Raw genomic sequence first — 25,333 nt, forward strand, 5'->3', positions numbered from 1 at the left:
GGACCGGCCCGTGAGGACCGGTCCGTTGCAGCATTACAGGGTGCGCGGCACTTCGATACGCTCGAAGCACTCGATCTGGTCACCCGGCTTGACGTCGTTGTAGGCCTTCACCGCGATACCGCATTCGGTACCGTTGCGGACTTCCTCGACGTTCTCCTTGAAGCGGCGCAGCGATTCCAGTTCGCCTTCGAAGATCACCACGCTGTCGCGCAGGACGCGGATCGGCTTGTTGCGCTTGACCACGCCCTCGATGACCATCGAGCCGGCAACGGCGCCCAGCTTGGAGCTGCGGAACACGTCGCGGACCTCGGCAATACCGATGATCTCTTCGCGGATCTCCACGCCCAGCAGACCGGAGGCCACCTGCTTCACCTGATCGATCACGTCATAGATGATCGAGAAGTAACGCAGGTCAACGCCGTTGGATTCGATGATGCGACGGGCCGAAGCATCCGCACGCACGTTGAAGCCGATGACGGTGGCCTTCGAAGCGGCCGCCGAATTGGCGTCCGATTCGGTGATGCCGCCCACGCCGGAGTGGATCACGTTGATGCGGATGTCTTCGTTGGACAGCGCGACCAGTGCCTGGCTCAGGGCCTGCACCGAACCCTGCACGTCGGCCTTGATGACCAGGTTGAGGACCTGCTGGCCCTCGCCCTTGCCCAGGGTTGCCATGATGTCTTCCATGCGGCTGCCAGCGGTGGCGACCAGGCGCGATTCACGACGCTTGGTCTCGCGCTGCTGGGCGACATCCTTGGCCAGGCGCTCGTCCTCGACGACCACGAAGTCGTCGCCGGCTTCCGGCACGCCGGACAGGCCCAGGACCTGCACCGGGATGGACGGGCCGGCGAATTCCGGCTGCTTGCCGGTTTCGTCAAACAGCGCACGCACGCGGCCGTACTGGATGCCGCACACCAGGTAGTCGCCCTTCTTCAGGCGGCCCTGCTGCACCAGCACGGTAGCGACCGGGCCGCGGCCCTTGTCCAGCGACGATTCGATCACCACGCCCGAGGCGCGGCCTTCGTCGACGGCCTTCAGTTCCAGCAGTTCGGCCTGCACCGACACCGCGTCCAGCAGGTCGTCGATGCCCAGGCCGGTCTTGGCCGAGATCTCCACCATCTGGATGTCACCACCGAAGTCTTCGGCCACGACCTGCTCGGACAGCAGCTCGTTCTTGACCCGCATCGGGTCGGCGCCGGACTTGTCGATCTTGTTGATCGCCACGATCAGCGGCACACCCGCCGAACGGGCGTGCTGGATCGCTTCCTTGGTCTGCGGCATGACGCCGTCATCGGCCGCCACCACCAGCACCACGATGTCGGTCAGCTTGGCGCCGCGTGCACGCATCGAGGTGAACGCTGCGTGGCCCGGGGTATCCAGGAAGCTGATCACGCCCTTCGGCGTATCCACGTGGTAGGCGCCGATGTGCTGGGTGATGCCGCCGGCTTCGCCGGTAGCGACCTTGGTGCGACGGATGTAATCCAGCAGCGAGGTCTTGCCGTGGTCGACGTGGCCCATGATGGTGACCACCGGCGGACGCTGCACGGCTTCGCCCTGGTTTTCACCGGTCGAGGCCAGCAGTGCGTCTTCGGCGTCGTTGTCGTTGGCACGGATCGCCTTGTGGCCGAGTTCTTCGGTCACCAGCGCAGCGGTGTCGTGGTCGATGGACTGGGTGATGGTGGCCATCACGCCCATCTTGAACAGCGCCTTCACCACCTCGCCGCCCTTCAGCGCGAGCTTCTGCGCCAGGTCGGCCACGGTGATGGTTTCGCCGATCGCCACTTCACGCACCACCGGTGCGGTCGGACGCTCGAACGCGTGCGGGCCGGCATTGCTGCCACCGCGCGACATGTCGCGACGGCCACCGGCCTGGTTGCGGCCACCCGGACGACCCCGGGTGTTGCTGTTGTTGCTGTTGCCACGACGCGCACGATCGGCGGCCGACAGGTGCATCTGGCCGGCGAAACGGTCGCCCGGGCCACGCTCGTTGCGCGGCGCGCTGCGGTTGTTGCGGTCATCGTTGCGCGGCGGCGGCGGTGCACTGCGCGGCGCTGCCGGAGCGGCGGCCGGGGTACGCGGCGGGCGCGGCGCGGTTTCATCGATCGGAGCACGCTTGGGCTTGGTGGCGGCCAGTGCCTCGGCCGCCTTGGCGGCAGCCGCAGCTTCTTCGGCGGCCTTCTTCTCGGCCTCTGCGCGTTCCTTGGCCGCAACCTCTTCCTCACGGGCACGGACGATGGCTTCGTCGCGCAGACGATCCTTCTCGGCCAGGGCCTGCTGTTCGGCGAGGTTGCGGGCACGCGACTCTTCCAGCTTGCGCAGGATGTCGGCGCGCTCTTCGTCCGGGGTCATGGCGCGAGCACCATCCTTGACGTAGGTGCGCTTCTGGCGCACCTCGACATTCACGGTCGTCTTGCTGCGACCGGAATTGACCGTCACTTCCTGCTGCTTCCGGCGGTTGAGCGTGATCTTCTTTGCAGACTGATCGGTCTCTTCCGGGGCCTGCTCGGGCTTGCCGTGCGAACGACGAAGGAAGCCCAGGAGCTTCACCTTCTCGGAGCTGGTCACGACCTGGTCGGGACCGCTGAACTTCATGCCGGCACCGGCCAGCTGTTCCAGCAGTTTTTCGACCGGCGTGTTGACCAGTTCGGCAAGCTTGCGGATGGTGGTTTGCTGCGACATTCGGATCCTATGATCTTGTGGGCGCCCCCCCGCATCTGGAGGTGGCGCGGATTCTACGCCCTGAGCGGCTCAGGGCCCTGTTCATTGCCGGCTCATTCGCCGCGTTCCAGTCGGGCGATCTCCTCGGCACGCGCGGCCAGGATCAGCGCAGCAGCGCGCTCCTGGTCCAGCCCTTCGATGCCGAAGTCCATGACCTCGTCGGCGGCCAGGTCGGACAGGTCCTCGCTGGTACGCACGCCGTGGCCGGCCAGCGCATACGCGGTGGCTTCGTCCATGCCCTTCAGGGACAGCAGGTCCTGCGCCGGCTGGCCGTCTTCAAGGCCTTCCTCGACTGCCAGGGCCTCATTGAGCAGCGCATCGCGGGCACGAGCGCGCAGCTCTTCGACGATGTCTTCGTCGAAACCTTCCACGGCCAGCAGCTCGCCAACCGGGACATAAGCGATTTCCTCGACGGTGCCGAAGCCTTCGCTGACCAGGATGCCGGCGATTTCCTCGTCCACTTCCAGCTTGTCCATGAACAGCTGGCGGGCCGACGCCTGCTCGGCTTCCGACTTGGCGGTGACCTGGTCCTGGGTCATCACGTTGAGCTGCCAGCCGGTCAGGCGGCTGGCCAGGCGCACGTTCTGGCCGCCCTTGCCGATGGCCTGGGCCAGGCGGTCTTCTGCCACGGCCAGGTCCATCGAGTGCTTGTCTTCATCGACGATGATCGACTGCACTTCGGCCGGCGCCATCGCGTTGATGACGAAGTTGGCCGGGTTGTCGTTCCACAGCACGATGTCCACGCGCTCGCCATTGAGCTCGTTCGACACAGCCTGCACGCGCGAACCGCGCATGCCGATGCAGGCACCGATCGGATCGGTACGCTGGTCGTGGGCCAGCACGGCGATCTTGGCGCGGTCGCCCGGATCGCGGGCACAGGCCTTGATTTCCACCAGGCCCTGGCCGACTTCCGGCACTTCCAGCTTGAACAGCTCGATCATGAATTCCGGGGCGGCGCGGCTGATGAACAGCTGCGGGCCACGCGGCTCCGAGCGCACTTCGGCCAGGTAGCCGCGCACGCGGTCACCGGCGCGCAGCACGTCGCGCGGAATGCCCTTGTCCTTCGGAATGAAGCCTTCGGCGTTGCCGCCGAGGTCGACGTAGATGTTGCCGCGCTCGGCGCGCTTGACCACACCGGTGATCAGCTCGCCGACGCGATCCTTCCACGCATCCACCACCTGCTGGCGCTCGGCTTCGCGCACGCGCTGGACGATGACCTGCTTGGCGGCCTGGGCGGCGATGCGGCCGAAGTCCGGGTTTTCGATCTGCTCTTCGATGTAGTCGCCGACGTCCACGCCTTCGGCTTCATCGACGGCGTCCATCAGGCGGATCTGGCGGTCCGGCGATTCCATGACCACGTCATCGGCCACCACTTCCCAGCGGCGGTAGGTTTCGTAGCTGCCATCCTTGTGGTCGATGACCACGCGGGTCAGCACTTCCTCGTCGGGATAGCGCTTCTTCGCTGCCGAGGCCAAGGCGGCCTCGATGGCATCGAAGATCACTTCACGCGGCACGCCCTTCTCGTTGGCGACTGCGTCGACTACCAGCAACAGTTCCTTGCTCATTGGCTCACTCCGCGCGCGGCTTCTTTGCCGCCGGCTCGTTGGAAGAAGAATTCGGGTTCGGCTTCGGACGCTTCGGTGCCGGACCGGTCGGCTTGCTCGGGGCCAGCCCCAGCGCCACCCAGTCGGGCATGATCCGTGCCTTGTCGATGTTGTCAGCCGACACCACCACTTCGGTTTTGTCGACGATGAAGGTGATGGTGCCTGCGGCTTCGTCGGTCGCTTCGATGCGGCCCTGCAGACGACGACGATTGTCCTGCGGCAGCTTCAGCGTGACCTTGGCCGATTCGCCCTGGTGGCGGGCGAACTGCTCCAGGTTGAACAGCGGGCGGTCCACGCCCGGCGAAGACACTTCCAGCGTGTAGTTGCCGCTGATCGGGTCTTCAACGTCCAGCTGCGCCGAGACTTCGCGGCTGACCCGCTCGCAGTCGTCGACATTGATGATGCGCTCGGGCTGTTCAGCCAGCGGCACGTCGATGTAAAGGCGCAGGGTCGCACCGCCGGGGGCCGGCAGATACTCAACGCCCAGCAGCTCCAGGCCCAGCGACACAACGGTCGGGGCGAGCAGATTCGCGATGTCGGTTGCCTTGTCGCTCACAGCCTGCCTTGATCTCTTGGTTGGGTGCCGGCCTTGGCCGGCGTGAAAACATGACGCCCCGGAAACGACAAAGGGCCCGCTGGGCCCCTTTTCCGGAAAGACTCCGGTGACTGGATTCCGGTTGCAACCTGCATTGCCTGCCGGTTGCGGCCCTCCTTCCGGGTCCGGACTCCCGCCGGGAGGCCGCCTTCAGGGGTAGTGCTAGGCTGCTGATGATAGCGGCTGCACCGCACTGGTGCAAGGTGCGGGGTTACCCCGAAGCTTCCGCTGCGCTCGCCGGGCATGGCCCGGCGGACCGAGCACCGCCCCAAAGAAAAACGCCTCCGAAGCAGGACTTCGAAGGCGATCTCTTTACTTGGTAGCGGGGGCAGGATTTGAACCTGCGACCTTCGGGTTATGAGCCCGACGAGCTGCCAGACTGCTCCACCCCGCATCAGAAGCGGAATTATGAGTGATGGCTTCAAAAAATGCAAGCTTTCCCTCATTCATCAAGCCGGTTGGCGCCGGTTCGATGTTGGTAGCGGGGGCAGGATTTGAACCTGCGACCTTCGGGTTATGAGCCCGACGAGCTGCCAGACTGCTCCACCCCGCACCGGAAGTGTTTGAACTGCTGCCCTGCTCTTTCGAGGAGGGCTACCGCAACGATGTTCTGGCTGAACCGCTGCAGTGACAACTCAGGCTGCGCATATTACACGAATCACGCAGCTTTGTGTCAACTTTTATGCAAGATGCGCAAATGCCTGCTGGCACCAGACCATGATCGGGTTCCAGGCGATACCCAGCGCCAGCAGCGCCAGTGCGTTCACGCCCAGCACCAGGCCCAGCACGCGGTCGTTGCTGCGCGGCATGGCCTCGCCCACCGGCTCATCGAAGTACATGACCTTGATGACGCGCAGGTAGTAGAAGCAGCCGACCACGGCACACAGCACGCCGAGGATGGCCAGCCACAGCAGGCCGCCGTTGACGGCCGCGCCAAGCACGGCCAGCTTGGTCCAGAAGCCCAGGAACGGCGGGATGCCAGCCAGCGACGCCATGATGCACAGCACCAGGCCGGCCATCCACGGGTTGCGGGCATTCAGGCCCTTGAAGTCCTCGATGTTCTCGGCTTCAAATCCGGCACGCGACAGCGCGATGATCGCGCCGAAAGCGGCGGTGGACATGATGGCGTAGGCCAGGGCGTAGAACAGCGCCGCCGCATAGCCCTGCGCGCCGCCACCGGCGATGCCCATCAGCAGGAAGCCGATGTGCGAGACGGTGGAGAACGCCAGCATGCGCTTGAGGTTGCTCTGCGCGATGGCCATCAGGTTGCCGATCACCAGCGAGACCGCGGCCAGGCCGGCGATCAGCAGCTGCAGCTCGGTGGACAGCGGGCCCACGCCCATTTCCAGCAGGCGGTAGGCCATGCCGAACGCGGCCAGCTTCGGCGCCGAGCTGATGAACAGCGCGATCGGCGCCGGCGCACCCTGGTACACGTCGGGCAGCCACATGTGGAACGGCGCGGCGCCGAGCTTGAAGGCGACGCCGGCGATCATGAACACCGCACCGGTGATCAGCAGCACGCGCTCTTCCGAGTGCGGAATGGCATCACGGATGACGTCCAGGTGCAGGCTGCCGGTGGCGCCGTAGATCAGCGACATGCCGTACAGCAGCAGGCCCGAGGCCAGCGAACCGAGCACGATGTACTTCATCGCCGCTTCCGAGGCCAGACCGCTGTCGCGGTTGCTGGCGACCAGGGCGTAGGAGCACAGCGCCAGCAGTTCCAGGCCCAGGTAGACCATCAGCAGGCTGCCGGCCGAGACCAGGATCATCATGCCGGCGGTGCCGAACAGGATCAGCACCGGGATCTCGCCCTGGAACAGGTTGCGGTCACGCAGGTAGCGCCAGCCATAGACCAGGGTCAGGCCGCTGAGCAGCACGATTCCGGTCTTCATCACGTCCGCGGCGGTATCACGCACGAACATGCCATGGAAGACTTCGCCCTGCCCGCCCACGCCGGTGGCCAGCATGAACAGCACCACGGCCAGCGCAGCGAGCGAGAACAGGTGGGTGACGATCTTGTTCCGGTTGCTGACGAACAGGTCGAGGATCATCAGGGCGAAGGCGCTGCCGATCAGCACCAGCTCGGGAGCGAGCGGTGGCAGGTCGGCGGCGGTCAATGGCAGCAGCGGCGAGGTGGTCATCATCAAATCCTGGAATTACAGCAGCTTGCTGGATGCGATCTGCATGGCCAGCTTCGCGATCGAGGGCTCCATCAGGTCGGTCAGCGGCTTGGGGTAGATGCCCAGGGCCAGCACGCCGACGGCGAACACGCCCAGCACCAGCCATTCGCGGCCGTTGATGTCCTTCAGTTCGGCCACGTGGCTGTTGGCCACCTCGCCGAAGAAGATGCGCTTGTACAGCCACAGGGTGTAGGCCGCGCCGATGATCAGCGTGGTGGCCGCACCCAGCGCGATCCACGGATTACGCTGGAACGCCGACAGGATGACCATGAACTCACCGACGAAACCGCTGGTGCCCGGCAGGCCGGCATTGGCCATGAAGAACAGCATGGCGAAGGTGGCGAACCACGGCATCACGTTGACCACGCCGCCGTAATCGGCGATGCGGCGGCTGTGCATGCGGTCGTACAGCACGCCGACGCAGGAGAACATCGCGCCGGACACGAAACCGTGCGAAATCATCTGCACCATGGCGCCCTGCAGGCCCAGGCGGGCCGCATCGGCGTTGCCGGCTTCACGCACCAGCCACAGAGCGATGAAGGTGCCCAGGGTGACAAAACCCATGTGCGCGATCGACGAATAGGCGATCAGCTTCTTCATGTCGTCCTGCACCAGGGCGACCAGGCCGACGTAGATCACTGCGATCAGCGACAGCGCGATCACCAGCCAGGCCCATTCCTGCGATGCGTCCGGGACGATCGGCAGGTTGAAGCGCAGGAAGCCGTAGCCACCGATCTTAAGCGCGATGGCGGCCAGGATCACCGAACCGGCGGTCGGCGCTTCCACGTGCGCGTCCGGCAGCCAGGTGTGGACCGGGAACATCGGCACCTTGACCGCAAAGGCGATCAGGAAAGCGAAGAAGATCCAGGTCTGTTCCTTGGCCGACAGCGGCAGCGCATACAGGTCGGCCAGCTGGAAGCTGCCGCCCTTCATGTACAGGTAGATCAGCGCCACCAGCATCAGCACCGAGCCGAGGAAGGTGTACAGGAAGAACTTCAGCGCAGCGTAGATGCGGCGCGGGCCGCCCCAGACACCGATGATCAGGAACATCGGGATCAGCATCGCTTCGAAGAACACGTAGAACAGCATCGCGTCCGTCGCGGCGAAGATGCCGACGGTGACGCCTTCCAGGATCAGGAAGGCGGCCACGTACTGGTTCACACGCTTGTCGATGGCGCTCCAGGCGCCGATCAGGGCAAGCACGCTGACCAGCGTGGTCAGCAGGATCAGCGCGATGGCAATGCCGTCCACGCCCAGGTTGTAGCCGATCTTGTACGCCGGGATCCAGGCATGGGTCTCGACGAACTGCAGGCCGTCGACACCCGGGTTGTAGCCGCTCAGCAGCGAAAGGCTTGCAACGAAGGTGAGGACCGCCACGCCCAGCGACGCCCAGCGGGCGGTCTGCGCATCACGGATCGCAAGGATCAGGGCGCCACCGATGATCGGCAGCCAGATGAGGACACTGAGTAGAGGCCAGTTCGACACGTCTTCTTATTCCGTACAGGTCATCAACGCAGGTAATGCATCAGCACGCCCAGCAGGGCAATCAGGCCGATGATCATCGCGAAGGCGTAGTGATAGAGGAAACCGGATTGGGTACGACGCAGCACGCCGGCTGCGACGTCCACAACACGTGCCGAGAGATTGACCACGCCGTCGACGATGTTGCTGTCGATCCAGCGCGAGACCTTGCCCAGCTTGACGCTGCCGCCGGCAAAGCCATCGATCCACAGCTTGTCGAAGCCGTACTTGTTTTCCAGCACCGAAACGATCGGGGCGAAGGCCTTGCGCGCCTTGCCCGACAGGTCCGGCTTCCACAGGTAGAACAGTGCAGCCAGCAGGAAGCCCGCAACGGTCAGGAAGAACGCAGGTGCCATCATGCCGTGCAGCGCGAAGGCGACCGGGCCGTGGAACTCTTCACCCAGGAAGCCGATGGTGTTCTTGGCCGGATCGTAGAAATCGACGATGCCGGTGAAGAACGTATGCGCCTGGCCCTTGATGGCGTCGTGCGCGTGGTGGCCTGCCCAGTCGGTGCCGTACAACATCGGACCGATGCTGAAGAAACCGATGGCGATCGACGGGATGGCCAGCAGGATCAGCGGCAGGGTCACCACCCACGGGGTTTCGTGCGGCTCATGCGGACCATGGCCATGACCGTGGTCGTCGTGGTGCGCATCACCGTGGTGGGCGTCGGCGGCGTGGTGATCGTCATGACCGTGGCCATGGGCATGATCATCATGCGCGTCGCGGAAGCGTTCCTTGCCATGGAAGGTCAGGAACAGCAGGCGGAAGCTGTAGAAGCTGGTGACGATCACGCCACCCAGCACCGCCCAGTAGCCGTAGGTGGCCACCCAGTTGTTGGACAGGTGCGCGTGCAGCTCGGCCGCCTCGATGATGGTGTCCTTCGAGTAGAAGCCGGAGAAGAACGGCGTGCCGACCAGCGCCAGGGTACCGATCCACATGGTGATGAAGGTGATCGGCATGTACTTGCGCAGGCCGCCCATCTTGCGCATGTCCTGCTCGTGGTGCATCGCGATGATGACCGAGCCGGCACCCAGGAACAGCAGGGCCTTGAAGAAGGCGTGGGTCATCAGGTGGAACACGGCGGCCGAATAGGCCGACACGCCCAGGGCGACGGTCATGTAGCCCAGCTGCGACAGCGTGGAGTACGCGACGACGCGCTTGATGTCGTTCTGCACGATGCCGATCAGGCCGGTGAAGAACGCGGTGGTGGCACCGATGAACAGCACGAAGTTCAGCGCGGTCTGCGACAACTCGAACAACGGCGACATGCGGGTGACCATGAAGATACCGGCGGTCACCATGGTCGCGGCGTGGATCAGGGCCGAGATCGGGGTCGGGCCTTCCATCGAGTCCGGCAGCCACACGTGCAGCGGGACCTGGGCCGACTTGCCCATGGCGCCGATGAACAGGCAGATGCAGATGACGGTGGCGATCGACCAGATCACCGGCTCGTTGAGCAGCTGCATGCCGAGGATCGTGCCGTCCCAGATCTGCAGCTGGGCGCGCGGATCAGCCAGCATGCCGGCCTGCGAGAACACCTGCGAGTAGTCCAGGGTGCCGAACACCCACAGAACGCCGGCGATGCCCAGCAGGAAGCCGAAGTCACCGACGCGGTTGACCAGGAACGCCTTCATGTTGGCGAAGATCGCGGTCGGGCGCTTGAACCAGAAGCCGATCAGCAGGTACGACACCAGGCCCACCGCTTCCCAGCCGAAGAACAGCTGCAGGAAGTTGTTGCTCATCACCAGGGTGAGCATCGAGAAGGTGAACAGCGAGATGTAGCTGAAGAACCGCTGGTAGCCCGGGTCGTCCTGCATGTAGCCGATGGTGTAGATGTGGACCAGCAGCGACACGAAGGTCACCACCACCATCATCATCGCGGTCAGCTTGTCGACCATGAAGCCGACGTGGGCCGAGTACTGGCCAACCTCGAAGAACGTGTAGATGTTCTGGTTGAACGGCTGCGCGCCGCCCCACATCAGCTGGTAGAACGTGTACATCGACAGGCCGCAGGCAACTGCGACGCCGAGGATGGTGAGGGTCTGCGCGCCGAAGCGCTTGACCTGGCGACCGAACAGGCCGGCGATGATGCTGCCGAACAGCGGTGCAAGCACCACTGCGATCAACAGACTCTTGGAGAGAGTGATTTCCATCTGTGGATCAGCCCTTCAACGAATCGACTTCGCCGACATTGATCGTGCGGCGGGTGCGGAACAGGGTCACCAGGATCGCCAGGCCGATGGCGGCTTCCGCGGCGGCGACGGTCAGGATGAAGAACACGAACAGCTGGCCGGACGGGTCGCCCAGCTGGCGCGAGAAGCCGACGAAGTTGATGTTCACCGACAGCAGCATCAGCTCGATCGACATCAGCAGGACGATGACGTTCTTCCGGTTGAGGAAGATGCCGGCCAGGCTGATGGCAAACAGCACCGCGCCCAGCGCGAGGATATGGCCCAGCGTGATCATGCCTTGGTCTCCTCTTGGCCTGCGGCAGGCGTGTTGTTGCTGTGGACCACCGGCTGTTCGGCATCCATCTTGACCATGCGCAGGCGCTGGTCGGCCTTGACCATGGTCTGCTCGCCCGGGTTCTGGCTCTTCACGCCGGTGCGGCGACGCAGGGTCAGCATCACGGCGGCAACCACGGCCACGGTCAGGATGACGGCGGCGAACTCGAACGGCAGCAGGTATTCGGTGAACAGCGTGCGCGCCAGCCAAGTGATGTTGGAGCTGTCGGCGGCGATCGCGGCGGCGTTGTCGGCCGGGAACGGCGTGACCGAACGCGCCTTGACCCCGATCAGGATCAGCATCTGCGCCAGCATCGCGACCGCGACAATCAGGCCGACCGGCAGGTAGCGCACCCAGCCCTCACGCAGCTTGGTGGGGTCGATGTCCAGCATCATCACCACGAACAGGAACAGCACCATCACCGCACCGACGTACACCAGCACCAGCGCCACGCCGAGGAACTCGGCGCCCACCAGCAGCCACACGCAGGCAATGGAGAAGAAGGTCAGCACCAGGCACAGCACGGCGTGAACCGGGTTGCGCACGCTGATCACCGCACCGGCCGAAACCGTTGCCGCGATGGCGAACACCCAGAAAGCGATATTTACCCAATCCATCTCTCGACCTCAGCGGTAAGCGGCGTCGGCGGCACGACGCTCGGCGATCTCGTTTTCGAGACGATCGCCAAGGGCCAGCAGCTGCGGCTTGGTAACGATGTTTTCGCCACGGTTCTCGAAGTGGTACTCGAGGATGTGGGTTTCGACGATCGAGTCCACCGGGCAGCTTTCTTCACAGAAGCCGCAGAAGATGCACTTGAACAGGTCGATGTCGTAGCGGGTGGTACGGCGGGTGCCGTCCTCGCGCTTGGCCGAGTCGATGGTGATGGCCAGCGCCGGGCACACCGCTTCGCACAGCTTGCAGGCGATGCAGCGCTCTTCGCCGTTGGGGTAACGGCGCAGCGCGTGCAGGCCACGGAAGCGCGGCGACTGCGGGAACTTCTCCATCGGGTACATCAGCGTGTACTTCGGCTTGAAGCTGTACTTCAGCGTCAGCCAAAGACCGGCCAGCAGTTCGAGCAGCAGCAGGCTCTTGAAGTAATGGGTAATCCTGTTCATCACTTAGACGCCCTTTTGAATCACGCCGAAGAACACCATGACGGCGGTAACCGCGATCCACAGAATGGCCAGCGGGATGAAGACCTTCCAGCCCAGGCGCATGATCTGGTCATAGCGGAAGCGCGGGAAGCTGGCACGGAACCAGATGTAGGCACTGGCGAAGAAGAACACCTTGACGAACAGCCACGGTGCACCGCCCTTCCAGATCCAGTCGACCAGCGGCGAGACATCACCGAAGTTGACCCAGCCCTGGACCGGGCTCAGCCAGCCGCCGAGGAAGAAGATCGAGATCAGGAAGCTGATCAGGATCATGTTCGCGTATTCGGCCAGGAAGAACAGCGCGAACGCGCCGCCGGAGTACTCGACCATGTGGCCGGCCACGATTTCCGACTCGCCTTCCACCACGTCGAACGGCGCGCGGTTGGTTTCAGCCACGCCCGACACCCAGTAGATGACGAACAGCGGGAACAGCGGCAGCAGGAACCAGTCGAAGAAGCCGGAGCTGCCGGCCTGCGCCATCACGATGTTGCTCAGGTTCAGGCTGCCGGCAGCGATCATCACGCCGACCAGGGCGAAGCCCATCGCGATTTCGTAGCTGATCATCTGCGCCGAGGCGCGCATCGCACCCAGGAACGCGTATTTCGAGTTGGAGGCCCAACCGGCCAGGATGATGCCGTAGATGCCCAGCGAGGTCATCGCCAGCAGGTACAGCAGGCCGGCGTTGGCATTGGACAGCACGATCTGCGAATCGAAGGGCACCACCGACCAGGCCGCGAAGGCCGGCGCGAGGGTGATCAGCGGCGCCAGCAGGTAGATCGCCTTGTTGGCGCTGCTCGGCTGGACCACTTCCTTGAACAGCAGCTTGAAGACGTCGGCGAAGGCCTGGAAGATGCCCATGCCCACGTACATCGGGCCGTGGCGGACGTGCATCCAGCCGATCAGCTTGCGTTCCCAGACCACGTAGAAGGCCACCGAGACGATCACCGGCACGGTGATCACCAGGATCTTCAGGATGATCCAGATCAGCGCGCCGATGTCACCGAGGCCAAGCAGCCACTGGTGCAGCGGGTCGACCGCGTTCAACAGCAATTCGTTCATGCAGCCACCACCGATACGCGAGCGGCACCCAGCGGCGCGGTCGCGCCGTGGCCCGATTCAATCCAGACCGAACCCGCAGCGACGCGGGCGTCGACCACCACCGGCAGGGTGGCCTTGCCGGCATCGGTGCCGACCTTGGCCATCTGCCCTTCCTGCAGCTGCAGGCGAGCGGCATCGTCAGCGTTGAGCACGATGCGCGGGGCGTTGTTGAGCGGATGCGACTGCAGCGCCGGAGCGCGACGGACCACCGCATCGGTGCGGTAGATCGCGGCGGTCGAAGCCACTTCCAGGCCTTCGCCGGCAACGGCCGGCTGCGCGGAGGCAGCCACGGCGACCGACACCGGCGCCAGGCTGGCACGCAGGCCGGCCAGGTCGGTGAAGTCGAAACCGGCCAGCGCCATGTCGCCGCCCAGGGCACGCAGCACGCGCCAGCCTTCACGGGCCTCGCCCGGCAGCTTGCCGCCGGCACGCGCCGACTGCTGGCGACCATCGAGGTTGGTCAGGGTGGCGTCGATTTCCGGCAGCGCACCGATCGGCAGGATCACGTCGGCAACATCGCGGGTCGAGGTGCAGGCGAACTGGCTGAAGGCCACCACCTGGGCACCGGCCAGCGCCTTGCGCGCGGCCGGCGCGTCGGCGAAGTCCAGGCCCGGCTCCAGGCCGTACACCACGTAGGCCTGGCGCGGCTGCGCCAGCATCGCGGCGACGTCCTTGCCGGCCGGCAGCACGCCGGCGCGGGTCAGGCCAATGGCATTCGCGCCCTGCGGGATGCGGCACAGCTTGGCACCGGTGGCGGCAGCGAAGTCACGCGCAGCGGCGCGGATCGCGGCAGCCTGCGGGTGGTTCTCGGCGATGCCACCGACGATCAGCACGGTGTTGTTGCCGCCCTGCACTGCCGAACGCAGCTCGGCGTTGGCCAGTGCGTCGACGAACTTCGACGGCGCGACGATCTGCTTGCCGGCAATGCTGAAGGCGAAGTCGAAGTCCACCGGGTTGACGACGTGGATCTTGGCGCCGTTGGTGGTCTGCGCCTTGCGCAGGCGGGCGTGCAGCAGCGGCAGTTCGTGGCGGATGTTGCTGCCCAGAACGACGATGCGGTCGGCGCCTTCGATTTCGGCCAGCGGCAGGCCGAACACTTCGGCGGTTGCGGCGTCGGAGAAATCGCGGTTGTTGATGCGGTGGTCGATGTTGCTCGAGCCCAGGCCCTTGGCCAGGCGGGCCAGCAGCGCGCCTTCCTCGTTCGAGGTGGACGGGTGCACCAGCACGCCCAGGTTGTCGCCCTGGTTGGCCTTGAGGATGTCGGCGGCTGCGGCCAGACCTTCGGCCCAGCTCACTTCCTTCCACTCGCCATTGACCTTGCGCAGCGGCTTGACCGCACGGTCTTCGCTGTACAGGCCCTGGTGCGAGTAGCGGTCGCGGTCGGACAGCCAGCACTCGTTGACGGCTTCGTTGTCACGCGGCACGGTACGCAGCACTTCGCCGCGGCGTACATGCAGGAACAGGTTCGAACCCATCGCGTCGTGGTAGCCCAGCGATTCGCGCGCGGTCAGTTCCCACGGGCGGGCGCGGAACTGGAACACCTTGTTGGTCAGCGCACCGACCGGGCAGACGTCGACGACGTTGCCCGACAGTTCGGTGGTCAGCGGCTTGCCGTCGTAGGTACCGATCTGCAGGTTCTCGCCACGGTACATGCCACCCAGTTCATAGGTGCCAGCCACGTCTGCTGTGAAGCGCACGCAGCGGGTGCACTGGATGCAGCGGGTCATCTCGGTGGCGACCAGCGGGCCCATGTCTTCGTCGGGCACCACGCGCTTGCGCTCGTTGAAGCGGCTGACCGAACGGCCATAGCCCAGCGACACGTCCTGCAGCTCGCACTCGCCGCCCTGATCGCAGATCGGGCAGTCCAGCGGGTGGTTGATGAGCAGGAACTCCATCACCGAGCGCTGGAACTTCAGTGCCTTCTCGCTGCGGGTGGCGACCTTCATGCCGTCCATCACCGGCGTGGCGCAGGCCGGCGCCGGCTTCGGCGACTTCTCCACGTCCACCAGGCACATGCGGCAGTTGGCGGCGATCGGCAGCTTCTCGTGGTAGCAGAAGCGCGGAATGGAGATGCCGGCCTTGTCGGCGGCCTGGATGATCATCGAGCCCTTGGGCACGACCAGCGACTTGCCATCGATCTCGATGGTGACGTGATCGGGTGGGACGCTCGGATTTACGGGTTGCGCGCTCATGCAGCGGCTGCCTCCACCTTCTTGCCGTCAACCATCGAATGACCGTTGACGATGTAGTACTCGAACTCGTCCCAGAACTGGCGCAGGAAGCCCTGGATGGGCCATGCAGCCGCTTCGCCGAACGCACAGATGGTGTGGCCTTCGATCTGGCCGGCCACCGCCTTCAGCTGGTGCAGGTCTTCCATCGTGGCCTTGCCGGCGACGATGCGCTCCAGCACGCGGTGCATCCAGCCGGTGCCCTCACGGCACGGGGTGCACTGGCCACAGGATTCCTTGTGGAAGAACTGGCTGATGCGGCAGGCGAACTTGACGCAGCACACGCTGTCATCCAGCACCACGACGGCACCCGAACCCAGGCCCGAGCCCAGTGCGCGGATGGTGTCGTAGTCCATCGGCAGGCCCTTCAGCTCGGCCGCGGTCAGCACCGGCATCGACACGCCGCCCGGAATCGCGCCCTTCAGGGTGCGGCCCGGACGCAGGCCACCGGCCATTTCCAGCAGGTCGTCGAAGGTGGTGCCCAGCGGCACTTCGAAGTTGCCGCCGTTCTGCACGCAGCCGGACACCGAGAAGCACTTCGGGCCGCCGTTGCCGGTCAGGCTCAGGCCCTTGAACCACTCCGGACCGTTGCGGATGATCGCCGGCACCGAACCGTAGGTTTCGGTGTTGTTGATCGTCGACGGCTTGCCGTACAGGCCGAAGTTCGCCGGGAACGGCGGCTTGTAGCGCGGCTGACCCTTCTTGCCTTCCAGCGATTCCATCAGTGCGGTTTCTTCGCCGCAGATGTACGCGCCGGCGCCCAGGGCACCGTAGATGTCGATGTCCACGCCCGAGCCCATCACGTTCTTGCCCAGCCAGCCGTTCGCATAGGCGTCGGCCAGGGCCTGCTCGAAGTGCTCGAACGGCTCGTGGTGGAACTCACCGCGCAGGTAGTTGTAGCCCACGGTCGAACCGGTGGCGTAGCAGGCAATGGCCATGCCCTCCACCACCGAATGCGGGTTGTAGCGCAGGATGTCGCGATCCTTGCAGGTGCCCGGCTCGGATTCGTCCGAGTTGCAGAGGATGTACTTCTGCATGTTGCCCTTGGGCATGAAGGACCACTTCAGGCCGGTCGGGAAGCCAGCGCCACCGCGGCCGCGCAGGCCCGAGGCCTTGACCATCTCGATGACCTGCTCCGGCGGGATCTTCTCTTCGAGGATCTTGCGCAGGGCGGCGTAGCCACCGGTCTTGAGGTAGCTTTCGTACGACCACGGGGTGTCGTAATGCAGGGTGGTGTAGACCACCTGGTGCGGCAGCGGCGCGGGGCCGACCGGACCCTTGGATTCGTGGTGATGTGCCATGCCCTTACTCCAGCCCGTCCAGCAGCTCGTCGACCTTTTCCAGGGTCAGACGCTCATGGTAGTGACCGTTGATGACCATCATCGGCGCGCCACCACAGCCAGCCAGGCACTCTTCCTCGCGCTTGAGGTAGACGCGGCCGTCCGGGGTCGATTCACCGTGCTTGATGCCCAGCTTCTTCTCGCAATGGCGCACGATGTCTTCGGCGCCATTGAGCCAGCAGCTGATGTTGGTGCAGATGGCCACGTTGTTGCGGCCCACCTTCTCGGTCTCGAACATCGAGTAGAAGCTGGCCACTTCGTAGGCCCACACCGGCGGCAGGTCCAGGTACTTGGCCACGCCGGCGATCAGTTCGTCGGTCAGCCAGCCCTCGTTCTGCTCCTGGGCCGCATGCAGGCCCTGCAGCACGGCAGAGCGCTTGCGGTCCGGCGGGAACTTGGACAGCCAGTGATCGATGTGAGCGCGGGTCTTGTCGCTCAGCACCACCATCGGGTCGACGTCGCGCGCCGCCTCGAAATTACCTGTCGCCTTCATCGGCCGACCTCAGCGAAATGCATAACGTGAAATTGCAGAAACTGCGGCGCCGGCTTGCGCCGGCTGCCTGCAGCGGGCGTTGGCGTGGCTGACGGCATTACCGGTCAACCTCGCCGAACACCAGATCGTAGGTACCGATCATCGCCACCACGTCGGCCAGCATGTGGCCGCGCACGATCGAATCGATCGAGGACAGGTGGGCAAAGCCCGGTGCACGCAGGTGCACGCGGAACGGCTTGTTGGCGCCATCGGAGACCAGGTAGCAGCCGAACTCGCCCTTCGGGGCTTCCACCGCCGAGTAGGTCTCGCCGGCCGGCACGCAGTAGCCTTCGCTGAACAGCTTGAAGTGGTGGATCAGCGCTTCCATGTCGTCCTTCATGTCCTCGCGCTTGGGCGGAGCGACCTTGAAGTTCTTCACCATCACCGGGCCCGGGTTGGCCTTCAGCCACGCCACGCACTGCTTGATGATGCGGTTGGATTCGCGCATTTCGGCAACGCGGACCAGGTAACGGTCATAGCAGTCGCCTTCCTTGCCCAGCGGGATGTCGAAATCGACGGCATCGTACTTGGCGTACGGGCGCTTCTTGCGCAGGTCCCAGGCAACGCCCGAGCCGCGCAGCATCACGCCGGTCATGCCCCACTGGTGGGCCAGTTCCGGAGTGACCACGCCGATGCCGACGGTACGCTGCTTCCAGATGCGGTTGTCGGTCAGCAGGGTTTCGTATTCGTCGATGCGCTTGGGGAACTCGACGGTGAAGTTCTCCAGGAAGTCCAGCAACGAGCCTTCGCGCGAAGCATTGAGCTGCTTCAGCGCCTTGCCCTTGTGCCAGCGCGATTCCTTGTACTTCGGCATGTGGTCCGGCAGGTCGCGGTAGACACCGCCCGGACGGTAGTACGCCGCGTGCATGCGCGCGCCGGAGACCGCTTCATAGCAGTCCATCAGTTCTTCGCGCTCGCGGAAGGCGTACAGCATCACCGCCATGGCACCCAGGTCGAGTGCGTTGGAGCCCAGCCACATCAGGTGGTTGAGGATGCGGGTGATTTCGTCGTACATGGTGCGGATGTACTGCGCACGCTCCGGCGCTTCGATACCCATCAGGGTCTCGATCGCGCGCACGTAAGCGTGCTCGTTGCACATCATCGACACGTAATCCAGGCGATCCATGTAGCCGATCGACTGGTTGAACGGCTTGGATTCGGCCAGCTTTTCGGTACCACGATGCAGCAGACCCACGTGCGGGTCGGCGCGCATGATGGTTTCGCCGTCCATTTCCAGGATCAGGCGCAGCACACCGTGCGCGGCCGGATGCTGCGGGCCGAAGTTCATGGTGTAGTTGCGGATTTCCTGCCGTGCTTCGGCCGGATTGCTCGCGAACGCTTCGCGGGCCTGGTGGAACTCGCTCACTTCACTGCCTCCTGCGCGCGCTCACCTTCTGCGGTCTGCAGACGGGCGTCGTCACGGATCACGCGCGGCACGCCGACGCGCGGCTCCACCGAGGTGACCGGTTCGTAGATCACGCGCTTCTTTTCTTCGTCGTAGCGGACTTCGACATTGCCGATCAGCGGGAAGTCCTTGCGGAACGGATGGCCGACGAAACCGTAGTCGGTCAGGATCCGGCGCAGGTCCGGGTGGCCTTCGAAGATCACGCCGTACAGGTCGAACGCTTCGCGCTCGAACCAGTTCAGGCCCGGCCAGATGCCGGTCAGCGAGGACACCACCGGCAGTGCTTCGTCAGGGGCGAAGCAGCGCAGGTGCATCATCAGGTTGTGCTGGTACGAACGCAGCTGGGCGACCACGGCGAAACGCTGGGTCGGCATGTGCTGCGGGCGGGCGCCGTCGGCACCGTTTTCCTCGGTGGGGAATTCACCCCACGCGAAACGGCCCTGGGCCTTGCCTTCGACACCGCGGCTGAAGCCCTGCGAGGACACGTCAGCGGTGTCCCATTCGTCGGAGCCATAGCCGAGGTAATCGACGCCGCAGAGATCCACGGCCTGCTCGAAACCAAACTCGTCACGCAGCGCCAGGGCGGTGGCGTGCCACTCGGCGGCAGGCACTTCCAGCGTCACTTCGCCGCGGGGTTCGACCACGATGACCTTCGCACCTGCGAAACGTGCGGAGAGTCGGTCGATGAAGGATGCTTGCTCTGCCATGGGGGCTTGGCGCGCTCTTGTCAGGTGAAGGGGTCAGCGGGCGATGGTCTGTGTACGCCAGATCTTCTTCTGCAGCTGCAGGATCCCGTACACCAGCGCCTCGGCGGTCGGCGGGCAGCCCGGGACGTAGACGTCCACCGGCACCACGCGATCACAGCCGCGCACGACAGAATAGGAGTAGTGGTAATAGCCACCGCCGTTGGCGCAGCTACCCATGGAGATGACCCACTTCGGGTCCGGCATCTGGTCGTAGACCTTGCGCAGCGCCGGGGCCATCTTGTTGACCAGGGTACCGGCCACGATCATCACGTCGGACTGACGCGGCGACGGGCGGAACACCACGCCGTAGCGGTCAAGGTCCAGGCGCGCGGCGCCGGCGTGCATCATCTCGACCGCGCAGCAGGCCAGACCGAAGGTCATCGGCCACATCGAGCCGGTGCGCGCCCAGTTCAGCAGTGCGTCGACGCTGGTGGTGACAAAGCCCTTTTCCAGCAGCGGGTTGTCGCCTTCCGGCCGCAGGATGTCGTCAACCCGGCCTTCCGGCGTGGGGTTGTTCATGAGGCCATCGAGAGTCTGAATCACTCCCATTCCAGCGCTCCCTTCTTCCAGACGTAAATGAAACCGAGGAACAGCATGCCGACGAACAGGCCCATGGTGACCAGCGATCGGGCACCGAGCTCCATGAAGACCTGGGTCCACGGCACGATGAAGATGATTTCCAGGTCGAAGACGATGAACTGGATCGCGATCAGGTAGTAGCGCACGTCGAACTTCATGCGCGCGTCTTCGAAGGCTTCGAAGCCGCACTCGTACGGCGACAGCTTTTCCAGATCGGGGCGGCGGGGACCGAGGAATCGGCCTACCAGCATCAGCGTAATGCCGATACCGGTGGCAACGATCAGAAACAGCAGAGAAGGCAAATATTCGGCCAGCACAGCGATTCTCTCTTGCCTCTGCCGCCGCGCCTGCAGGCGCTTTGGCATGGGGGAGTGGACGGAAATGCGCCTGGCGCCTTGCGCGCCAGACCAACCCGCTTTACTTACAAATGGTGCCCAAGAGGGGACTCGAACCCCTACGACTTGCGTCGCTACCACCTCAAGGTAGTGCGTCTACCAATTCCGCCACCTGGGCAAACGATCACATCAGACTATCTTCCCGATGCGCCGCGTATTGTAACCGGCTTCAGTGTTTCTGGGAGCCTTCCGAAGGCTTTTCTTCACCAGAAACCGAAGATTCCGCCTGAGCCGGCACATTCGCGGCCGGAACCGGGGCGGCCGGGACCGCATCGGCCTTCGGAACGGCCGGCAGTTCGCCCGCCGGAGCCGCCGGAGCGGTCGCCGCCGGGGCGGACATCAGGCCCAGGTCCTGGTCGGCCGCCGGACGGCTGCCGTGACCGGCGTACCAGGCCATGAAGAGGCTGATGCCGAAGAACACGACAGCCAGCCACTTGGTCGACTTGGACAGGAAGTTCGAGGCGCCACGCGCACCGAACACCGTCCCCGAGGCGCCGGCACCAAAGCCCGAACCCGCCGCCGCACCCGAGCCACGCTGCATCAGGATCAGCGCGATCATGGCCACAGCGACCAGCACGTAGACGACATTGAGGATCAACATCAGCATTGGAAACCGCCCTCGGACAATACTTCTAGGATTAGTTCGCGGCCGCCGCCCGTGCGATGGCCAGGAAGTCCGCGGCCACCAGGGAGGCGCCGCCGACCAGCCCACCATCGACATCCGGCTGCGCGAACAGTTCCCCGGCATTGTCGGGCTTCACGCTACCGCCGTAAACAATGGGCAGTGAATCAGCAATTCTAGCATCGAAGCGCGCGACTTCGCCACGGATGAACGCGTGTACCTGCTGCGCCTGCTCCTTGCTGGCGGTGCGGCCGGTGCCAATGGCCCAGACCGGCTCGTAGGCGACCACGGCCTGGGCGAAACCGGCCGCGCCGGTCAGCTCCAGCACCGGGGCCAGCTGGCTGGCGATGACCGCTTCGGTCTGCCCGGCTTCGCGCTGTTCCAGGGTTTCGCCCACGCACAGCACCGGCACCAGCCCGGCGTGCAGGGCCGCGGCGAACTTGCGCGCGACCAGCTCACTGCTCTCATGGTGGTACTGGCGGCGCTCCGAATGGCCGACCAGGCCATAGCGGGCACCGACCTCATGCAGCATGGCGGCGCAGACCTCACCGGTATAGGCGCCCTTCTCGTTGCTGCTCACGTCCTGGGCGCCGAACACCAGGCCGGTGTCGCCGAAGTCCTCGACCAGCTCCCCCAGGTACGGCAGCGGTGGCAGGATCACCACGTCCACCCCGTCCAGCGGCAGCCCGGCGGCCACCTGCCCCAGCAGTTCATTGGCGAATTGACGGCTGCCATGCAGCTTCCAGTTTCCGGCGACGATCTTGCGGCGCATGAGCGGGTGGCTCCTGTGTGAAGTCAGCCGAGCATGATACCCGTTACGGCAAAAATCCGTTTCCGTGTAAGCGGTTACATGATTTTTCAGCCAACGGCGCAGCCCCTCGTGGCGGGGGAGTTGGTCGCGAAAGGCCAGGTTGAGTGGGTGGGCTTGGCCGGGGTCAGATCCCTTTTCCGCAGGAAAAGGAATCTGACCCCTACCCCCCGCCTCCCCACTGGACATTCCAGAGCCGCTTTGGCTTTGGAGCTGCCGGCCAGCGGCCGGCACTACCTGTAATGAAAAAGCCGCCTTTCGGCGGCCTTCTCACTCATTACTTCAGCTTGATCTCGCGCAGGCGTTCCTCGAGGAAGCCATGGGCGGTGATCGCTTCCGGGTAGCGGCTCGGGTTCTCGGCGGTGATGCACGAGGGCAGCACGTCGATCAGGAAGTCCGGGTTCGGGTGCAGGAAGAACGGCACCGAGTAACGCGGCTGGCGCGCCAGCTCGCCCGGGGGATTGACCACGCGGTGGATGGTCGACGGGTACACATGGTTGGTCAGGCGCTGCAGCATGTCGCCGATGTTGACCACGATGGTGTCCGCGTCCGAGGTGAACGGCACCCACTGACCATCATGCGACTGCACTTCCAGGCCCGCGGCGCTGGCGCCGACCAGCAGGGTGATGAAGTTGATGTCGCCATGGGCACCGGCACGCACGTTCGGGATGTCGTCGGTGGTGATCGGCGGATAGTGGATCGGGCGCAGGATCGAGTTGCCGAAGTTGGTCTTGTCGGCAAAGAAGTTTTCCGGCAGGCCGATATGCAGGGCCAGCGCCGACAGTACGCGCGAGCCCAGGTTGTCCAGCGCCTGGTACAGGCCATAGCCGCGCTCACGGAAACCCTCGACCTCGGTCGGCCACAGGTTCGGTGCCATCACGTCGCGGTACTTGGAATCGTCGGCGATCTCACGACCGATGTGCCAGAACTCCTTCAGGTCGAAGTGCTTGGAGCCCTTGGCGGTTTCCACGCCGAACGGGGTGTAGCCGCGGGCACCACCGCTGCCGGCCACGTGGTACTTGCGCTTGACCTCTTCCGGCAACGCGAAGAAGGCCTTGAAGACGTCGTAGGCCGCGTCGATGTCGGCCTGGGGGATGCCGTGGTTGCGGATGCCCGCGAATCCCCATTGGCGGTAGGCCGCGCCCAGCTCGGCCACGAAGGCCTCGCGGTCGCTGTCGAAACGGGTGATGTCGAGGGTGGGGATCTGGCTCACAGCGGTTCCTGGCTTGTCGTTGGTCTGGGCGGGCCGCGCATTCACGGCCCACCTGAACATTGTGACAGATCGCCCGGAGTACGCCACCCGATACGAAGAAACAAACCGATACAATGCGCCACCCGCGCGCGGATTAACGATTCCGTCACAACCGGGGCTCTCCTTTCATCCCGCGCCCCTGCCCCGATCGTCCATGCACACTGCCGCCCCTTCTACCGATGCTCCGCTGCTGCCCAGTGCCGCCCGCCGCTGGCATCGCCTGGCCTGGTGGTCGCTGTTCGTAGCGGGCAATGCGGTGCTCGCCGCAGCGATCGCGCTGGGCAACGTGCCCCTGCGCGACAACCCCGGCGGCGCTGCCGGCCTGGCCTACCTGGCCATCGCCCTGCCCGGCCACCTGCTGGCCTTCGGTGCCCTGGCCGGCCTGCTGCCCCTGCTGCTCGGCCTGTGGCCACGCAGCGCGCGCATCCTGAGTGTCAGCGCCGTGGTGCTGCAGGGCCTGTGGCTTTGCCTGCTGCTGGTCGACGCCAAGGTATTCACCCTGTACCGCTTCCACCTCAATGCCATGGTGGTGAACATGGTGTTCGGTGGCGCTCTGCAGGACCAGGTGGCTCTGTCGTGGAAGACCTGGCTGCAGGTCGGCATGCTGGTCGCCGCAGTTTTCAGCGCCGAGGGCCTGCTGGCCTGGGCCTGCTGGAAACTGCTGCCTGCCGCTCCGCGCCGGCGCCGCGTGCTGCAGGCGTGGGCGGTGGTTGCGCTGCTGATGGGCGGCGGCCAGGTCGCCACCGCCTATTACGATGCCCGCGGCGACCGCGACGTGATCGCGCAGTGGAACTACCTGCCGTGGGCACAGCCGATCACCGCCAAGAGTTTCATGCGCCGTCTGGGCGTGGTCAGTGAGCAGCAGGCCGGCCTGCCCGACCCGCGCCATGCACAGCTGCAGTACCCGCTGCATCCGCTGCGCTGCCAGAGCACGCAGCGCCCGAACGTGTTGATGGTGGTGCTCGAGTCCCTGCGCCAGGATGCACTCACCGCACAGGTGATGCCCAATACCACGGCATTGGCGCAGGACGCGCGCGTCTACGACCACCATTTCAGTACCGGCAATGCCACCCGCTACGGCCTGTTCGGGCTGCTCTACGGTCTGCCCGGCGGCTATTGGCCCAGCATGCTTGACGAGCAGCGCGGCTCGCAGCTGTTCCGGGTGCTGGGCCAGCAGGGCTATGACCTGCATCTATATGGCAGTGCGCCGCTGTACAGCCCTGAGTTCGACCGCACCGCGTTCGCCGATGTGCGCGACCAGCTGCACCAGGGCCCGTCGCAACTGAAATCCGATGGCCGCGATCGCGCGATTGTCAGCGCGTTGCAGCAGGACATCCGGGCCAGCCAGGCGGCACAGCGCCCCTGGTTCGGCTTCGTGTTCCTCGACTCCACGCACGCGCCGTACCACATGCCGGCGGACTATCGCCCCCTGGCCACGCCGATGGCCGGCGACATCGACTTCCTGGCATTCGGCCCTGACCACGACCCGACCCCGGAACTCAACCGCTACCGCACCGCCGTGCACTACGCCGACAGCCTGATCGGCACGCTGCTGGACGACCTGCGCGCGCAGGGGCTGGAGCAGAACACGATCGTGCTGGTCACCGGCGACCACGCCGAGGAGTTCAACGATCTGCAGCTGAACTACTGGGGCCACAACGGCAACTTCTCCGACTTCCAGCTGCAGGTGCCGTTCGTACTGCATTGGCCCGGGCAGGACGCCGGCAGACAGGCCCGCATCAGCTCGCACGAAGACTGGGTTCCCACGTTGATGCGCCACGCACTGGGCTGCGAGAACCCGCTGGCCGACTACAGCACCGGCCAGGACCTGCTGGCCGAGCCGCAGGGCCCGCGCGCACTGGTGGTCGAAAGCTGGTCGCAACGCGCGGTCCGCTACGGCGATGCCATCTACGTGTTCGACAAGTTCGGCAATGCCACCGCACTGGACCGGCACTACCGCCCGCTGCCACAGCAGAGCCCCGATGCCACCGCGGTGCGCGCTGCATGGGAAGCGTTGACCCGCTTCCGTAACCGCTGACCCTCAAGGA

At 65.0% G+C, this 25,333-nt stretch carries 21 protein-coding genes and 3 tRNA genes; 1 reads left to right on the forward strand and 23 read right to left on the reverse strand.

Features of this window, described 5'->3' with window-relative positions; translation table 11 throughout:
- Positions 1–33: 33 nt before the first annotated feature.
- From infB to AC5YGJ_RS08240, 23 genes are all read right to left on the reverse strand, one after another.
- Positions 34–2,679, reverse strand: coding sequence for a translation initiation factor IF-2 (gene infB / locus AC5YGJ_RS08130; RefSeq protein ID WP_496186242.1), 2,646 nt, complete (start codon positions 2,677–2,679; stop codon positions 34–36).
- 92 nt (positions 2,680–2,771) lie between these two features.
- Positions 2,772–4,283, reverse strand: coding sequence for a transcription termination factor NusA (nusA, locus tag AC5YGJ_RS08135; RefSeq protein ID WP_057497491.1), 1,512 nt, complete (start codon positions 4,281–4,283; stop codon positions 2,772–2,774).
- A gap of 4 nt (positions 4,284–4,287) precedes the next feature.
- Positions 4,288–4,878 carry a ribosome maturation factor RimP gene (rimP, locus tag AC5YGJ_RS08140; RefSeq protein ID WP_107231060.1) on the reverse strand — a complete coding sequence of 197 codons (591 nt, stop codon included), beginning with the start codon at positions 4,876–4,878 and terminating at the stop codon, positions 4,288–4,290.
- A gap of 356 nt (positions 4,879–5,234) precedes the next feature.
- Positions 5,235–5,311: transfer RNA gene (locus AC5YGJ_RS08145), tRNA-Met, on the reverse strand.
- 82 nt (positions 5,312–5,393) lie between these two features.
- A tRNA-Met gene (locus AC5YGJ_RS08150) sits at positions 5,394–5,470 on the reverse strand.
- 127 nt (positions 5,471–5,597) lie between these two features.
- Entirely contained in the window at positions 5,598–7,058 is a 1,461-nt protein-coding gene (nuoN, locus tag AC5YGJ_RS08155; protein ID WP_249843343.1) for an NADH-quinone oxidoreductase subunit NuoN, read from the reverse strand.
- A gap of 15 nt (positions 7,059–7,073) precedes the next feature.
- The gene (locus AC5YGJ_RS08160; RefSeq protein ID WP_249843342.1) at positions 7,074–8,582 is read right to left on the reverse strand and encodes an NADH-quinone oxidoreductase subunit M; all 1,509 of its coding nucleotides are present in this window, start codon (positions 8,580–8,582) and stop codon (positions 7,074–7,076) included.
- A gap of 23 nt (positions 8,583–8,605) precedes the next feature.
- Complete coding sequence (nuoL, locus tag AC5YGJ_RS08165; RefSeq protein WP_249843341.1) at positions 8,606–10,774, reverse strand: NADH-quinone oxidoreductase subunit L; 2,169 nt, start codon at positions 10,772–10,774, stop codon at positions 8,606–8,608.
- 7 nt (positions 10,775–10,781) lie between these two features.
- A complete protein-coding gene (nuoK, locus tag AC5YGJ_RS08170) occupies positions 10,782–11,087 on the reverse strand; it encodes an NADH-quinone oxidoreductase subunit NuoK (protein WP_005417921.1) in 306 nt (101 codons plus the stop codon).
- Positions 11,084–11,743, reverse strand: a complete 660-nt coding sequence (locus tag AC5YGJ_RS08175) for an NADH-quinone oxidoreductase subunit J (protein ID WP_496186243.1) — start codon at positions 11,741–11,743, stop codon at positions 11,084–11,086. Before AC5YGJ_RS08175 ends, nuoK begins: the two co-directional genes overlap by 4 nt.
- A gap of 9 nt (positions 11,744–11,752) precedes the next feature.
- Positions 11,753–12,241 carry an NADH-quinone oxidoreductase subunit NuoI gene (gene nuoI, locus AC5YGJ_RS08180; RefSeq protein WP_461294364.1) on the reverse strand — a complete coding sequence of 163 codons (489 nt, stop codon included), beginning with the start codon at positions 12,239–12,241 and terminating at the stop codon, positions 11,753–11,755.
- A 3-nt stretch (positions 12,242–12,244) separates the two neighbouring features.
- Positions 12,245–13,339: an NADH-quinone oxidoreductase subunit NuoH gene (nuoH, locus tag AC5YGJ_RS08185; protein WP_107231065.1), complete on the reverse strand. Its 1,095-nt coding sequence runs from the start codon at positions 13,337–13,339 to the stop codon at positions 12,245–12,247.
- Positions 13,336–15,570, reverse strand: coding sequence for an NADH-quinone oxidoreductase subunit NuoG (gene nuoG / locus AC5YGJ_RS08190; protein WP_496186244.1), 2,235 nt, complete (start codon positions 15,568–15,570; stop codon positions 13,336–13,338). Before nuoG ends, nuoH begins: the two co-directional genes overlap by 4 nt.
- Complete coding sequence (gene nuoF / locus AC5YGJ_RS08195; protein ID WP_108750220.1) at positions 15,567–16,907, reverse strand: NADH-quinone oxidoreductase subunit NuoF; 1,341 nt, start codon at positions 16,905–16,907, stop codon at positions 15,567–15,569. Before nuoF ends, nuoG begins: the two co-directional genes overlap by 4 nt.
- A 4-nt stretch (positions 16,908–16,911) precedes the next feature.
- The gene (gene nuoE, locus AC5YGJ_RS08200; protein WP_006381132.1) at positions 16,912–17,439 is read right to left on the reverse strand and encodes an NADH-quinone oxidoreductase subunit NuoE; all 528 of its coding nucleotides are present in this window, start codon (positions 17,437–17,439) and stop codon (positions 16,912–16,914) included.
- A 97-nt stretch (positions 17,440–17,536) separates the two neighbouring features.
- Positions 17,537–18,844 (reverse strand): NADH-quinone oxidoreductase subunit D, encoded by a 1,308-nt coding sequence (locus AC5YGJ_RS08205; protein WP_106548825.1) that lies wholly within the window; start codon positions 18,842–18,844, stop codon positions 17,537–17,539.
- Entirely contained in the window at positions 18,841–19,590 is a 750-nt protein-coding gene (locus AC5YGJ_RS08210; RefSeq protein ID WP_005410462.1) for an NADH-quinone oxidoreductase subunit C, read from the reverse strand. The genes AC5YGJ_RS08205 and AC5YGJ_RS08210 overlap by 4 nt, the downstream gene beginning before the upstream one ends.
- Before the next feature lie 33 nt (positions 19,591–19,623).
- Positions 19,624–20,178, reverse strand: coding sequence for a NuoB/complex I 20 kDa subunit family protein (locus tag AC5YGJ_RS08215; protein ID WP_005410463.1), 555 nt, complete (start codon positions 20,176–20,178; stop codon positions 19,624–19,626).
- Positions 20,169–20,525 carry an NADH-quinone oxidoreductase subunit A gene (locus AC5YGJ_RS08220; RefSeq protein WP_005414075.1) on the reverse strand — a complete coding sequence of 119 codons (357 nt, stop codon included), beginning with the start codon at positions 20,523–20,525 and terminating at the stop codon, positions 20,169–20,171. The genes AC5YGJ_RS08215 and AC5YGJ_RS08220 overlap by 10 nt, the downstream gene beginning before the upstream one ends.
- A gap of 111 nt (positions 20,526–20,636) precedes the next feature.
- A tRNA-Leu gene (locus AC5YGJ_RS08225) sits at positions 20,637–20,721 on the reverse strand.
- A 51-nt stretch (positions 20,722–20,772) separates the two neighbouring features.
- Complete coding sequence (gene secG, locus AC5YGJ_RS08230) at positions 20,773–21,210, reverse strand: preprotein translocase subunit SecG (protein WP_057497500.1); 438 nt, start codon at positions 21,208–21,210, stop codon at positions 20,773–20,775.
- A gap of 31 nt (positions 21,211–21,241) precedes the next feature.
- Positions 21,242–21,997 carry a triose-phosphate isomerase gene (gene tpiA / locus AC5YGJ_RS08235; RefSeq protein WP_249843337.1) on the reverse strand — a complete coding sequence of 252 codons (756 nt, stop codon included), beginning with the start codon at positions 21,995–21,997 and terminating at the stop codon, positions 21,242–21,244.
- Between the two features lie 313 nt (positions 21,998–22,310).
- Positions 22,311–23,246, reverse strand: coding sequence for an isopenicillin N synthase family dioxygenase (locus tag AC5YGJ_RS08240; protein ID WP_107231069.1), 936 nt, complete (start codon positions 23,244–23,246; stop codon positions 22,311–22,313).
- A 193-nt stretch (positions 23,247–23,439) separates the two neighbouring features.
- On the opposite strand from AC5YGJ_RS08240, the gene AC5YGJ_RS08245 reads away from it, so the two are divergent.
- Complete coding sequence (locus tag AC5YGJ_RS08245; RefSeq protein ID WP_496186245.1) at positions 23,440–25,323, forward strand: DUF3413 domain-containing protein; 1,884 nt, start codon at positions 23,440–23,442, stop codon at positions 25,321–25,323.
- Positions 25,324–25,333 lie beyond the last annotated feature (10 nt).

It is taken from the genome of Stenotrophomonas sp. CS3K5 (assembly GCF_059515225.1).